The organism is Actinopolymorpha cephalotaxi (genome assembly GCF_013408535.1).
In the GTDB taxonomy this organism is placed as follows: domain Bacteria; phylum Actinomycetota; class Actinomycetes; order Propionibacteriales; family Actinopolymorphaceae; genus Actinopolymorpha; species Actinopolymorpha cephalotaxi.
The window spans coordinates 4,277,240-4,291,259 of record NZ_JACBZA010000001.1; the positions used below are offsets into that span (position 1 = coordinate 4,277,240).

Here is a 14,020-nt window from a genome sequence, read left to right on the forward strand (position 1 = left end):
GGTCGGGGGACCGCATGGGTCCTAGCCCGCATGGGCCACCGGTCTCCTGCCCGCACCGACCTACCGTGCCTACGCTGCGAACGTCGACGTGTCCGGCGGCGCGCCCGTCGGCGGGTTTCGCCGGTCTCGGGTGAACGCCGACCGTCCGGTTGGCCCTGCCGATGCTGCGTACAGAGGAGGTCCCATGCTACGAAAGCTGCACGAGGTCGGAATCAGGTCGGAGCACGCATACATCGCCGGCTTCGCCAGTATCGGGCTTTCGGTCGCATCCTGGCTGGTCTCGAACCGGAAGGAACACGCCGGCGTCGACCGGGCCGACCGGTGGGGGATCTTCGTCGGTGAGTGGGCCCCCACCTTCTTCGCGCTGGGAAACGGCCTGCGCAGCTACGAGCTTGGCGAAGAACACGAGCAGGCCCGGATTCCCCAGCAGGCGGGCTACGAAGGCCATTACGAGAGAACCGGCGTGTAGGCGAACTCTCGCCCGAGTGCCGCGTCACCGTCAGTCGAGGTAGGCCACGTCGTCGACCTGGAACCTCGCACTCCACGGGGTGTCCGACCCGATCGCCCGGAAGCTCACCTCGATCCGGGTCACCTTGTTGCGCGGCGACCAGTCGCCGACGTCCACCCGTAGCTCGTTCCACCTGTCCGGGGTGAAGGTGGTGAGCGTCGCCGACCGGCGCTCGGTCCCGCCGACGAGGGTCAGCGTGGCCTCGTAGCCGGTTGCTCCGGGTGCGCCGCCGTAGGAGTCCACCCAGGCGACGACGGTCCTCGCGGCGGACAGGTCGAGCGGGTTCGCCGGATCGACGGCGACGGTCCTCGTCGCCGAGGCAGGCGCCGCGGCTCCGGTGGCCTCCAGCGCGCCGGCCCCGCCGTGGGGAGAGCCGGGCCCGTTGGCGAAGCCGCCCACGCTCGCCACCGACGTCACGTTCCCTCCTGCCTGCCAACCCTGAACCCCGTCGTCGAAGGTGAACAGCGACGTGGGCGTGGCGGGCGGCACCGTGAACTCCACCGGCAGCACCAGTCCGTCGTACGCCGCGCAGATCACCGGGTGGTCGGCGTCGGCCGGGTCGAAGGCCGTCACGGTGGTGTCGTACGTCCTCTCATCGCCGGTCCCGATGCCGTCGACGTCCAGCGTGTCCGGTGTGGCGGCCACGCCGTCACAGGGGCGCAAGGTGAGCTTGCCTGCCAGCGGGCGTACGTCGTTGTTGGTCACCGAGACCGACAGCTTCGAACCGACCGGATGGTGTTCGGCGAGCGTCGCCGAGACGTCGACGTTCGGGATCGCCGCGCCCGCAGCCACCTCGCCCGACAACGCCACGTCGTCCAGGTCGAAGCTGCCCCGCCAGTCGTCGTCGGTGGAGCCGCGTACCCACACCTTCAGCCGGGCGAGCTGGGATCGCTCCTTCCAACCGGACAGGTTCAGGGACAGCACGTTCCAGCCGAGCTGCGGGTCGAGCCGGGCCAGACCGTACGCCACCTGCCCGTCGGCCGCGTACGCGCGCACCTTGGCGTAGAAGACGTTGCCGGCCTTGAACTCCCCTGCCGCCGGCTTGGGCACGCGTACGGCGAGACTCAGGTGCGGCGTCGCGCTCGCGTCCACCGGCTTGGGGAGAACGACGTCGGCGCCCTTCCAGGTCTTGGCGTCCCTGGACCAGGCGGGCAGCGAGGCCGCGTCGAACCGCACCCGCAGTGCCCGCCGTCCGTGGTAGCCGCCGGCCACCGTCTCCACGGCGGAAGCGTTGTCGGAGACGCGCCAGCCGTCGGGACCGTTCTCGAAGTCGGCGAGGACGTGCGGCCGTACCGGCCTCGCACCGACACCGGTGCCGACCTGGGTGGGCGGCGTGCGCTCGGTGAGCCTGTCCGGATCGAAGCCGGGGATGACGTCGGCCCAGTCCTGGATGCCGATCACGGACTTCGCGAAGTCGGTGACCTCCAGCGACCGCGCGGTGTCGATGCCGGCGAACACGTCGTAGCTGACCTTGTGCCGGCCGGGCATCGCCGCCTCGGACCGGTCGACGTCCCAGGTCCACAGGCCGAGCCGGAGCCCGCCCTCCTGCTGGTGGTCGACGTGCCGGTGCAGGATGAACGCGTCGATGCCGTCCAGAAAGCGGATCTTGTAGTAGGCGTACGCGTAGCATGCGGCCTGCAGGCGTTCGGCGTCCGGGGTGTCGCCCGGGGTGTTGCAGCCCTGCTCGGACAGGATGATCCGCCGCTTCGTCCCCGCGTAGGTGAGGTCGTCCTGGGCGAGGTAGTCCGGAAGTACCTCGATGTTCCTGAACGTGATCTGCTCGGTGTCGAAGCTCGGGGTCGCCGCCTGGTCGTTCCAGAACGCGGGGTTGAACAGGTCCTGCGGGTACGGGTGGTAGGCGACGTTCCAGCCCACGTCACCGGTGCGCTTGGTGAGCGCGTTCAGCTGATCGATGACGTCCTTGCCGGCATAGAACCTCGTCGGGTTCGCGGGGTCGGGATTGGCGCCGCACACGGTCATCCAGCAGTGCGTGAGCGAGACGTAGGTACGGGCGCCGGGCCAGTACTTCCGCGTCGCCTGCCAGGCGATCCGCACCGCCCGGGCGTACGTCGTGAGGAACTCGCTCAGCGGCTTGTCGCCTGAGTTCGCCCACACCCACTGGGCGTCCACCTCGTTGCCGACGATGTACCCGACGGCCCGACCGTGTGCCTGGTCCGCGCGGGTGTAGCGGTCGGCGAGGAACTCCATGGCCGCGGTGAAGTACGCCACACCCTCTGCCGTACGGGTGTTGAACGCGTAGACCGTGCCGGACCCGACCGCGGCGTCCGGGTCGTGCAGGATCGGCCAGGCGGAGTTCGGGTCGCCGCTCTGGTAGAGAATCAAGATCAGGTTGACAAGGATCCCGTTGTCCGACAGGGGTTTGATCTGCCCGTCGAGCCGGGCGACCGCGTCCGCGTCGAAGTAGAACGTCCGTCCTCCGGACTCGAACGCCACCACCTTCGACGGGTCACCGCCCGGCCCGTTGCGCATCAGCTCGTTGAACGCCACGTTGATGCCGGCGTGCTGGACGCCGAGCTCCTCCGCGTCGTCGGTCATCTCGACCTGCAGGCCCTTCTTGCTGGCCGCGTTCGGATAGTCGAAGTCGCGTGCGGGAGTGAAGTCGAGCCGGTCGACATACCTCGGGCCGCCGACGGCCTTCGCGTCCGCGCCCGACCCGGCCACCGCGACGTACTGGTCGTACAGCCGGTCGTGTCCTGCCGAGTCGGTACGCGGGAAGGAGGCGGTGAAGCTGCCGTCGGCGCCGGAGGTCGTCCGCGCCACCACCTCGCCGTCGGCGTAGTCGGCCGCGTCCGCCTCGGCGCCGAGCACGTAGATCGCCACCTGGGCAGCGGCCTCCGTCCCCGCCCCACTGACCTCGACAGTCGTGTCGTGGGCCGACACCGCCGTGATGCCGTCCGTCGCGTTCGCCCGCGCGGCGTTCACCTGCTTGGCCATCTCGGCCGTCCCGGCCGTACCGGCCCCGGGTGAGGCGACCGCGGCCGCCGGGACGCCCATGGCGACCGCCAGGAGTCCGGCGAGCGCGGATGCGAGGATGAACAGGCTCCGGCTGCGTAACCGCCCGGGCATCGCGGACCTCCACAGGGTTGTCCTCGGTGGCGCACCAGGCGTCACCGCTTCGGTCGACCTCACTTGTTGCCGCCCGCTCCGGGCAGTCCGCCCTGCAGGCCGGCGAGGAAGTACTTGGACAAGAAGACGAACAGCACCAGCAACGGAATGCTCGCGATCGCGTACCCCGCGAACAACGGGCCGTACTCCGTGGCGTTCTGGGTCTGGAAGAACTGCAGCCCGGCGGACACGGTGCGCAGTTCGTTCTCGGTGACGGTGAGCAGTGGCCAGAAGAAGTCGTTCCAGACGCCGATCACCGTGACCAGCGCGATGGTTCCGACCACCGGAAGTGACAGCGGCAGGGCGATCGAGACGAACAGGCGTGGCCCTCCGGCACCGTCGACCCGGGCCGCATCGAACAACTCCTGCGGCAACTGCTCGACGAACGTCTTCATCAGCAGGGTTCCGAGGACCGCTCCGCCGACCAGGTGGGGTATCACCAGGACGACCCGGGTGTTCAGCAGGCCGAGGTCACGCATCAGCACGAACATCGGGATCAGGCTCGCGATGCCCGGCACCATGAGCAGGGCGGCGACCAGCCCGAACAGCACGTTGCGGCCGAAGAACCGATACCGCGCGAAGACGAACGCCGCGACCGTGCACAGGACGAGCGCACCGACGATGGCCGCCGCCGCCACGACCACCGACGTCACGAAGTACGGCCGGACCTGGGTCCAGGCCCGGGTGTAGTTCTCCAGGTGCAGCGGGAGGGTCGGAAGCCACCAGGACTCGTAGTACTGCTGGTTGGTCTTGAAGGACGTGACCGCCATGAACAGGAACGGGAACAGCCCCACGAACACGATCAGGCTGAGCACGGCCTTGATCGCGGCCTGCCGGCGCCGGCGGTGACGTCTAGAGCGGACGGACATCGGCGTCGCCCCTCCTGCGTACGAACACGATCACGACGCTCAGCGCGATGGTCATCGCGAACAGCGTGGTGGACAGTGCCGCGGCGTAGCCCCACTGGCTGCCCTGGAACGCCACGCCCAGCATCCGCAGGACCGGCACCTGGGTGGCGTTGTCGGGTCCTCCCCCGGTGAGCAGGTACGCCGCGAAGCCGTACTGCAGAACCCCGATCGTGGCCAGGAACACCAGCAGCTTCAACTGCCCGGTCATCAGCGGCAGGTCGATCGCGACGAGTCGGCGCAGCCGGCCACAGCCGTCGAGTTCGGCTGCCTCGAAGATCTCCGCGGAGACGTTCTGCAATGTCGTGAGGAAGACCAGGAACGGCAGGCCGGCCACGAAGGGGAAGCCGATGAACAGCAGGGACAACAGCGCGTACTTCGGGTCGCCGACCCAGTTCTGCGCCAGGAAGCCCAGACCAGTGCCGCGCAACACGCGGTTGATCACACCGTTACCCGGCTCGTACATCGCCGCCCACAACAACACCGTGACCACACCCGGGAACGCCATCGGCGCGATCAGCAACGTGCGGAAGGTGAACTGCGCGCGTTTGCTGTCCAGACTGATGATCAGCTCGGCTGCCAGCAGTGGAAGCGCCCAGGCGATGGTGACACCGAACACGAAGATGAAGCCGAGATTGCGGAACGACTTCCACCACAGGTCGTCGGCCATCATGGTGGCGTAGTTGCCTAGCCCGACGAACGGTGAGTCGAACCCGGGGCGCCACTCGTAGAACGAGTGCCAGATACCGCTGGCCGCCGGGTAGTACGCGAAGAGGGCGAGAGTCGCGAACAGCGGCGTGAGCGCGAGGTAGGCGTACCACGGGAAGCGGGTACGCCGTCGCCGGCGACCGTCCTGACCGTGCCGACCGGTCCGGCTGTCCGGACCCAGCCGGCGTCCACGGCCCTGCGCGCCGCGCCGGTCCTCGACCGCCGCGGTCGCTATTTCGCCCACGGCTCCTTGTCCCATTTGTTGTCCTTGACGGCCTGCCGCTGCCCCTTGGTCCACATGTCCTGCAGGTAGGACTCCTGCTGGGACAGGGATTTCGTGCCCAGCAGCCAGCCTTCGTACAGGCTGAGGGTGGTCACCCCCGGTGGCCCGCCCGGCACGGCCAACGGGATCGAGTCGCCCCAGGTGCCGTCGGCGAAAGCCTTCGTGGCCGCCGCACCGCCGGCACCCTCGACCGCGGAGATGCCCCCGGTCCGCGACAGCCAGGGCTGGATGTTCGCAGGCGTACTGACGAACTGCAGGAACTTGATCGCCGCGGCCAGCTTGTCGCCCTTGATGGTCGACGGGATCATGTAGCTCGTGCCGCCGACTCCGGCTCCGAAGCGGGCCGGCGCTCCCGTCGCCAGCGGGGTCGACTCCCTGGTGACCTGCGGAAAGGGCATGCTGGCGAAGGGAAACTTCACGTCCTTCAGCGCGCTCACCCCGAAGTTCACGCCCCATGCCATGCCGGCCTTCCCGGATGCGAAGTCGCGCAGGCCGACGACCGCTCCGTTGAGCCCCTCGGTGTTGCCGGACCAGTCCTTGTCCACGCAGGCGTCCCACATCCGCTTGATAAGCCTGTGGGACTCCACCACCGGCGGCGTCTTCGTGGTGAGTTCTCCGGTCAGCACCGCCTTCGCCATCGACTTCCCGGCCACGACCGGCGCACCGGTGGAGGAGGCGGCCTTACCCGGTTTACCGTCCACGGTGTAGACGTTCAGCTTGTCGACCCAGCTGTCGAGGAGCATCCCGCTGATCGTGGCCATGGTCCAGCCCGGGCCGAGGTCTGAGCGGTCCATCGCAAGTGGCGTGTATCCCGCGGCTTTCAGCCGTCCACACGCGCCGACCAGGTCCTCGAAGGTCCGTACGGGTGCCTTGAGCCCGGCCTTGTCGAAGGCCTCACGGTTGTAGAAGATGCCGGTGCCGACCAGGTTGAACGGGACGAACTCCACGTGTCCGTCCGCGTTTCGGCTGGCCGGGTTGCCGATTCCGTAGTACCGCTTCCGGAAGACGTCCAGCCAGCGTCGACTGCCCGGGCCACTCTTGATGTAGGGGTTCGGCTTCTTCAGGTAGTCGTCCAGCGAGGTCACCATGTAGGGCTGGTGCGGTGCCTGGTTGAAGACGAGTTCGGGCGCGGTCCCGGCGGCGAGGTGGGTCGAGATCGTCTGGCTGAAACTGTTCAGGGGAAGGACGACGGTCTTCACCTTGATGTCGGGCTCGGCCTTCTCGAAGGCCGCGACCAGATCTTCCCAGGGTTTACCGAACGACGAACCGCTGTCGTTCCACTGGTTCGGTCCTTCGACGGTGATGGTGAGCTTGCCGTCGCCGCCGGTCGAGTCATCGGAGCCACTCGCGCAGGCCGCGCCGGAGAGCGCCAGCAGCAGCGACACCGCGAGAAGCAGGGGTGACCGCAGCCGGCGCGGCCGAGCCGTGCGCGGGACCGCGCGAATGTGGGGCGCGACCATCCTGGTCCCTTCCGGCACAGAGGTTGGGCGGAACACACGCGAGCGGAACGCGGGCGGTTCCACGCATCCTCTGTTGCCGGTCGGACGGTGTCCAGATCACTGTCCGCAGCCGGTCCGGCACGTCCAGCATTGTCCACCACCGTTCAAAGTCTTTCAGCGTCGTTCAACATCGTTCAGCACTGACGACATGGCGTCGTTCTCATCGCGGCCACAGCGCGAGGATGATGGTGAGCCCGATGACGCCGTCGAAGACCGCGCACGCCTCGGCGTACGCCCGCGGCACCACGGACCTCGCGCGGTGGTGGGCGACGTCCCAACCGGCGTGGACCAACCAGCCGCTGCCGACGAGGATGGCGGCGAGCCGCTCGTGGGCGCCGAGCGCGGCGAGGAAGAGAACCACGTAGAGGACCAGTCCACCGAGCTGGATCGCGAGCACTCGGCGGTCTCCGAACTGCCGGCGCCAGAACCCGATCACGATGTACGCGACGGGCAGGACCAGCATCACCCACATGAAGTCCGGCATCGGGTTGTCCACCCAGGCGCCCACGGCTACCACCAGGCCGAGCAGGCTCGGCCACCGGTGCGCGACCGCGGCGCCGACGCGCCGCAGCCCGCGCCGCAGCCCACCGCTCGGTTCGGCAGCCGGTACCCGACGGTGGTGATGGCGCGTGTACTCCCCCGGCCGGGCGAGCATCGCCACCGCCATCGCCGGCAGCATCAGCACGTGGCCGCCGAGCATCACGACGTCGCCGGAGACGGCGTCGAGCCAGTACGGCACGAGGAACGCCAGGAACGGCACGTACATCGCCGCGCTCATCTGCGCGATCGGGACCCAGCCGTGCCCCCGGTACCGCATCCAGATCGCCATCCCGATGGCCATGTTGGTCGCCATCACCAGGGCACCGGCGTCAACCCGGCCGAGGATCTCCCGGCCACCGAGAACGACCGTCGCGGTCGTCCAGACCGGGCCGAGCAGCATCATGCCGGCGACCATGGCCACCACCATCTCGAGGTAGTGCCGACCGGCGATCCACAGTGGACGGTCCCGGCGCCGGGGCGGAGCGGTGTTGGTGAGCTGTTGTGTCGTCATGGGTCGAGCGTGGAGCCGGGCGGGCGCAGTCCCCAGATGCGGATTGTCATCGGCTGCCCGTGCACTTCCCACGTCCTGTCGCGGCTCCGGCGCCGGACGGGGCGATCGGGTGGTCCGCGACCCTAGGATCTGAGAGGTGACCACGCTGAGCACGACCGCCGCGGGCGAGCCCGCCGACGCCGCGGACCCTCCGCTGCGGCGGGCCCGGTGGGCCACCGTCGGGTCGCTCGCCGCGGGCTGGCTGGCCTGCATGACGATGCCGTACCTCGCCGTCATCAGGGAGCAGCGCCCGACGTGGGCCGTCCTCGGCGCCGTGGGCACCACCGCGTTCGGGATCACGCTGGCCGGTTGCCTCTACGCCACCGCGACACCGTGGCTGGCCGCCCGTACCCGCCGGTGGCTGCTGGTCGCGTTCGGCGCCGCCTGTGTGGGGTCGGTGCCATTGGTCGCCCCTGTCGGCGGCAGCGAGTGGCTGACCTGGGCGTGGTTCGGCGGGACGATCGCCGGCTTCTCGCCGATGCTCACCAGCCGGCGGTACGCGCTGGCGGTGACGGTCGCGGTGCTCGGCTGCGCGACCGCGGTGGCGTTGGCGACGGGTTCCGCGGTGTGGGCGTTCCTGGTGGTGACCGTCTCGCTCGCGGTGTCCGTCGCGGCTCTGAGCGGGCTGCAGCTCTGGTTGTGGAGCCTGCTCCTGCAGGCACGAGCAGGGCGCGACGCGCAAGCTCGGCTTGCGGTGACCGAGGAACGCCTGCGGTTCGCCCGCGACGTGCACGACCTGCTCGGCCACCGGCTCGCCGTGATCGCGTTGAAGGCCGAGCTCGCCGCCCGGCTGGCCGGCACCGATCCCGGCCGGGCGGCCGAGGAATCGGCGCAGGTGCAACATCTCGCCGCCACAGCGTTGTCGGAGGTACGTGAAGCCGTGCACGGCTACCGAACCGTCGACCTGTCCGATCAGCTGACCGCTGTCAACGCGGTCTTGCGTTCGTCCGGAATCCGTTGTACGGCAACGAACTCCGCCGGCGAGCTGCCGGTCGAAGTCGCCACCGCGTTCGCCCTCACCCTGCGGGAGGCGGGTACGAACGTGCTCCGGCACAGCCGGGCCACCTGGGCCACGATCGAGATCGCCCGTGCCGCGAACCAGGCGACGCTCACCGTCTCCAACGACGGCGCGGACCGGTCCGGCCCCGACCGGCACAGCTTCGGCCTGCGCGGGGTGGCCGACCGGCTCGCGGACCTCGGCGGTTCGCTGCACGTCGAGGAGGTGAACGACGTGTTCACGCTCACCGCAACCGTGCCGACAGCGCCCCTGCCTGCCGAGGCGACCGGGCCGGCAACGACGACCACGCCGGCCGGCCAGTGATCCGGGTACTCCTCGCCGACGACGAGGAACTCATCCGTACCGCGCTCGCTGCGCTGCTCGACCTCGAGCCCGACCTGGACGTGGTCGCCCAGGCACCCGACGGCACCGCAGCGGTCGAGGCGGCCCGGGCGCACCGGCCCGACGTCGCCGTGGTCGACCTGCAGATGCCGGGCCTGGACGGGCTGGAGGTCACCGCCGAGCTTCGGCGCGTCCTCCCGTCCTGCGAGGTGGTCATCCTCACCGGCCGCGGCCGTCCACCACATCTGCAGAAGGCACTCGCCGCCGGCGCGAAAGGCTTTCTGCCCAAGGGATCTCCCGGTGGTGCGCTCGCCGAGGTGATCCGGCGGGTGGCGGCCGGCGGCCGGTACGTCGATCCGGCGCTGGCCGCCGACGCGCTCAGTGCCCCCGAATGCCCGTTGAGCCCACGTGAGCTGGAGGTGCTTCGCCTCGCGGAGTACGACACCCCGCTCACGGTCGTGGCCCGCCGGATGAACCTCTCCCACGGCACAGTCCGCAACTACCTCGCCGCGGCGGTCACCAAGCTCGGCGTACGCACCCGGGCCGAGGCGTTCCGCGCCGCCCACGACGCCGGCTGGCTCTGACCCGCGCCAGGTCCACGCATTTCAACCACTCGAGCTGGACGAGCGTCCACAGAGGCGTGATCTACCTGCGGACGCGGGAGTACACCGCTCCAGCCAGGTCGCGGACGAACCTCGATGGGCGGCGGTTCGACAATCCCATCGATCGCGCTGCACGCTGCGTGAACTCATCTGCACCCGCGCGCCAGAACCACGAGTCGCGGTCCGTCGCCAACGAATACATCTCGGCGAACCCGCGATCCTTCTCGGCGGGCAGATGCCAAAGCGTCAACTCGGGCTCACAGCCATCGACCGTGCGGTGACGGGCCGCAGTCCAGATCCGACGCACAAACGGCGACAGATTCACTACGGGCACACCCCGCAATGCGAAAGCCATGATGTGCTCCTCGGTCGTGAACCTCGACTCGTGGCGCTCGTAACGATCCAGCGATAGCCGCCATGCCGACTCGGCGCGATCGATCAGAGTCGGAGCGAGCCCGGCAGGCACGACGTAACACTCGCCACCGAAGTGCTGGGGAGGAGAGTCTGTCGCCTCACCGAGCTCGGTGTGCAGTTCGGCGGCCTGCCTTCGCGTCAACCCGTTCACATCATGGTCCACGGGATAGCTCAACGGGAGCGCTCCGACCGCATCCCCACACGCCGCACGCATGTCACCCAGAGGCCGGACGCACAGCACGTCCGGATCGACATAGAGAACCTGCTTGGCCGCGGCTGGCTGGCCCAGCGCGTCGAGCATGTAGAGCGACGCCGCGAAACTCCTGTTGAACCCCGCAGGTGGCTCGTGAGCGAATGGCTCCAACTGCTCCGATACGCCGAGGCCATGCAACTGCCGTGCGAACTCCTCGGGCGCCGTATGGTTGGTCACAAGGATCAGATCGACGTCCGGATTCCAGCGCCGCACCGACGCGAACGTCACCACCATTGCCCGGTAATAGGTCGCCAAGTGATTGTCCGCCCTGATGTTCGGGCTCTGCTCGGCTGACGCGCGGACAAAGGGGATGACTATGGAGATCACGGAAGCTGACCTTAGTCGCTGATCCCCCGTCGACTCCGGACGGCGGATCGACCCTCACACATTCTGCCGTACGACGTTCCACGACGGACGGCTGTTGAGCGCGTGTACGTCCATGTCGCTGAGCCGCCGCTGCGCCTCGCGCATGGTGCCGAGCTCGTCCGGAGTCAGCACGTCGGTGATGTCGTCGAACCCCTCGGGCGCGCGTTCGGTGACCAGCGCGATGGTCGCCTCCATGGGCAGCTCGCGCTGGGCGAGCACGAGTTCGGAGGTGGCCGGTCTGCGCTCGGCTTCGTACGCCGCCAGCCCAGCAACCGGGTCGGCGGCCACAGCCAGCTCCCTCGCCAGCACCCGGGCGTCCACCACGGCCTGCGAGCCGCCGTTGGAGCCCACGGGGTACATCGGGTGCGCGGCGTCCCCGAGCAGCGTGACCCGGCCGGTCCCCCAGCTGGGCAAGGGGTCCTTGTCCACCATCGGGTGCTCCAGGATCCGTTCCGTACCTGAGATGATCGAGGCGATGTCCGGGCTGGTAAGCCGCCAGCCGCCGAAGTGCGGGAGTACGTCCTCCAGCCGTCCTCGCCGGGACAGGTCCGCGTCCGGGACCGGGCCCGGGGCGGCGAGCGTCACCTCGGCCACCCAGTTGAGCAGCGCTCTCCCCTGGGCCCGAGCGGCGCGGGCCGACACGGGGTAGACCACGAACTTCACCGACCGGTTGGAGCCGGCGACGAGCATCGTGGCGCCGTTGAGGTACGACTCACCCTCCACCGTCCCTCGCCACACCCGGATCCCGCTCCACAGCAGCGGCCCGTCGCCGGGGTGCAGCTGCGCGCGGACGGTCGAGTGGAGGCCGTCCGCGCCGACGAGGACGTCGCCCGTCCGCGGCACCCGCTCCCCCGTCCGTACGTCACGCAGCAGAGCCGTGACGCCGGCGTCGCCCTGCTCGAAGTCCTCCAGGACCAGCCCGGTCGAGATGCCGCCCAGGCGTTCGCGTACGCGTTCGAGGAGCATCATCTGCAGCTCACCGCGGTGGATGGAGTACTGCGGCCAGTCGTAACCTGCGAACCGCCCCCGAGGGATCGCCACGATCGTGCCGCCGAACCGGTCGGTGTACACCATCCGGCTGGTCGGGATGCCGAGGTCGGCAAGCGCCTCGCCCAGGCCGAGTTCGACGAGCTCGCGGACGGCGTGTGGCTGAAGGTTGATGCCCACGCCGAGCGGCCGGGGAACCACAACGGACTCGACGACCTCGCAGTCGACACCTGCCGCGTGCAGGCTCAGCGCAGCGGTCAGTCCGCCGATCCCGCCCCCGACGATCAGTACCTTCATAGGCGCCGGTCCGCGATCAGCTCAGACGGTTGGCGCGGCGCCGACCCTCGTAGGTGCCGGCCGGTTCGACCGCACCCTGGTTGTACCGGGCCGCGCCGTTGGTGTGCGCGGCGTCGTTGGCGTGCGGGGCCGCACCGCCGTTGGAGGGTGGACCGGCGGCCCCCGGCTGGACGAGAGTTGAGTCCGGGACCGCGTCGGGGTGATAGGTGTACGTCATGCTGGCTTCGCTTCGCGGACACCAGTTCAGGATGGTGCCGGTGAGCCTGCCATGCACGGAGGTGAGGCGTTCCACCCCGGCACGTACCTGCTCTCGGGTGGTCCTGCCGTACCGGACGACCATGAGGGCTCCGTCGGCCTGGCTGGCAAGGATGGTCGCGTCGGCGACCGGCAACAGAGGCGGCGCGTCGATGAGCACGACGTCAAACGCCCGACGCAGATCTCTGAGTACGTCTGACATCGCCCGGGACTGGAACAGTTGGACCGGGTCCGGTGGCAGACCCCCACTGGCAAGAACCGCAAGGCCCGCGTCGCCCCACTCCTGAATGGCATCGGACAGTGCCGCCTGACCAATGAGGACCGTGGTCAAGCCAACTGCCTGCTCCAATCCCAACGTGGAAGCTACTTTCGGACGGCGCAGGTCGCCGTCGACCAGGAGGACGTGCTTACCGGATTGGGCCAGCGAGATCGCGAGATCGGACGCGGTGGTGGTCTTACCATCACCTTCGACCGCACTAGTGATGACGAACACCTTGCTCGGCTGGTCCACGTCGACGAACGTAAGGCTGGTCCGCAGGACACGGAACTGCTCGACCCGCGGCGCAGAGCGCCCGGCGGAGGCGATGGTGTACCTCTTGTCCACGTTCGGATCGAAGCCGACCGAACCCAGCACCGGCGCAGCGGCCAGAGCTGCGAGTTCCTCCGCCTGGCGCACCGAGGTGTCGAGGCTTTCCCGCAGAGCGGCGGCGCCGATTCCGAGCAGGAGTCCGAGGACCGCTGCGAGCCCTAGGTTCCGCACCGGCTGCGGCGAAACAGGGCTGCTCGTGGTGTCCGGCGTGCCGAGGACGCTCGTCGTGATCGGCGAGCCGGACTTCTTCGACGGAGCCTCAATCTGCTCGACGAAGGTCTTGAACTGGTCGGCGTACGCCTTCGCGATTCGCTCTGCCCGGCCAGGGCTCGGGTCGGTCACGGTCACGGAAAGGATAACCGTGTTCGGTACGACACTGGCGGTAACGTGCTTTTGAAGTGCGGACGGGCTCTCGTGCAGACCGAGCGCGTGCACGACTCGCTCCGCAACCTCCGGGCCGGTCAGCAGGTCGGCGTAGGACGCGGCCCGCTGCTCCGAGAACAGCCCGCCCTGATACGCAGCGGTGGTGTTCGTCTCGGGCGTGGAGACGAACAGGCGGATCGTGGAGGCGTACTGCGGAGTCGTGAGGAAGGTGACGACGGCCGCGGCAACAACGGCGACGAGGACGCCGGGGATCAGCCACCGCCAGCGGCGGCGGAGCACCTTGAGGTAGTCGCGCAGGTTCACTGAGTCACTTTCGTTGTCGCCGGTCTCCTCGGTCCACTGCTCGTCCATGGCCGGCGCTGTCCCGCGCGGCGACGAGGCCCGAGGCGTGGCTCCCATCATGCCTTGCCATCCA

At 69.1% G+C, this 14,020-nt stretch carries 11 protein-coding genes; 3 read left to right on the forward strand and 8 right to left on the reverse strand.

All coding sequences use genetic code 11. From position 1 onward, the window contains the following. The first annotated feature begins 184 nt into the window (after positions 1–184). On the forward strand, positions 185–469 hold the full coding sequence (locus FHR37_RS18890; protein ID WP_202817897.1) for a hypothetical protein: 285 nt from the start codon (positions 185–187) through the stop codon (positions 467–469). A 30-nt stretch (positions 470–499) separates the two neighbouring features. On the opposite strand, the gene FHR37_RS18895 is transcribed toward FHR37_RS18890, so the two are convergent. The 5 genes from FHR37_RS18895 to FHR37_RS30965 form a co-directional block, all read right to left on the reverse strand. Then, complete coding sequence (locus FHR37_RS18895; RefSeq protein ID WP_092881010.1) at positions 500–3,595, reverse strand: DUF5722 domain-containing protein; 3,096 nt, start codon at positions 3,593–3,595, stop codon at positions 500–502. 59 nt (positions 3,596–3,654) lie between these two features. Further along, positions 3,655–4,503 (reverse strand): carbohydrate ABC transporter permease, encoded by an 849-nt coding sequence (locus FHR37_RS18900; RefSeq protein ID WP_237768568.1) that lies wholly within the window; start codon positions 4,501–4,503, stop codon positions 3,655–3,657. Beyond that, positions 4,487–5,491 carry a carbohydrate ABC transporter permease gene (locus FHR37_RS18905; RefSeq protein ID WP_237768567.1) on the reverse strand — a complete coding sequence of 335 codons (1,005 nt, stop codon included), beginning with the start codon at positions 5,489–5,491 and terminating at the stop codon, positions 4,487–4,489. Before FHR37_RS18905 ends, FHR37_RS18900 begins: the two co-directional genes overlap by 17 nt. After that, positions 5,479–6,990, reverse strand: coding sequence for an ABC transporter substrate-binding protein (locus tag FHR37_RS18910; protein ID WP_092881008.1), 1,512 nt, complete (start codon positions 6,988–6,990; stop codon positions 5,479–5,481). The genes FHR37_RS18905 and FHR37_RS18910 overlap by 13 nt, the downstream gene beginning before the upstream one ends. Positions 6,991–7,189: 199 nt before the next feature. Then, the gene (locus FHR37_RS30965; protein WP_202817896.1) at positions 7,190–8,080 is read right to left on the reverse strand and encodes a hypothetical protein; all 891 of its coding nucleotides are present in this window, start codon (positions 8,078–8,080) and stop codon (positions 7,190–7,192) included. A gap of 136 nt (positions 8,081–8,216) precedes the next feature. On the opposite strand from FHR37_RS30965, the gene FHR37_RS18920 reads away from it, so the two are divergent. Together FHR37_RS18920 and FHR37_RS18925 are read left to right on the forward strand one after the other, a co-directional pair. Further along, positions 8,217–9,440: a sensor histidine kinase gene (locus FHR37_RS18920; RefSeq protein ID WP_237768566.1), complete on the forward strand. Its 1,224-nt coding sequence runs from the start codon at positions 8,217–8,219 to the stop codon at positions 9,438–9,440. Further along, on the forward strand, positions 9,437–10,042 hold the full coding sequence (locus FHR37_RS18925) for a response regulator transcription factor (protein ID WP_092881006.1): 606 nt from the start codon (positions 9,437–9,439) through the stop codon (positions 10,040–10,042). Before FHR37_RS18920 ends, FHR37_RS18925 begins: the two co-directional genes overlap by 4 nt. Before the next feature lie 61 nt (positions 10,043–10,103). On the opposite strand, the gene FHR37_RS18930 is transcribed toward FHR37_RS18925, so the two are convergent. The 3 genes from FHR37_RS18930 to FHR37_RS18940 are packed head-to-tail and all read right to left on the reverse strand — an operon-like array spanning position 10,104 to position 13,956. After that, entirely contained in the window at positions 10,104–11,054 is a 951-nt protein-coding gene (locus FHR37_RS18930; RefSeq protein WP_092881004.1) for a hypothetical protein, read from the reverse strand. 54 nt (positions 11,055–11,108) lie between these two features. After that, positions 11,109–12,377 carry a flavin-dependent oxidoreductase gene (locus tag FHR37_RS18935; RefSeq protein ID WP_092881002.1) on the reverse strand — a complete coding sequence of 423 codons (1,269 nt, stop codon included), beginning with the start codon at positions 12,375–12,377 and terminating at the stop codon, positions 11,109–11,111. A gap of 16 nt (positions 12,378–12,393) precedes the next feature. Further along, entirely contained in the window at positions 12,394–13,956 is a 1,563-nt protein-coding gene (locus FHR37_RS18940; RefSeq protein WP_175542339.1) for a polysaccharide biosynthesis tyrosine autokinase, read from the reverse strand. Positions 13,957–14,020 lie beyond the last annotated feature (64 nt).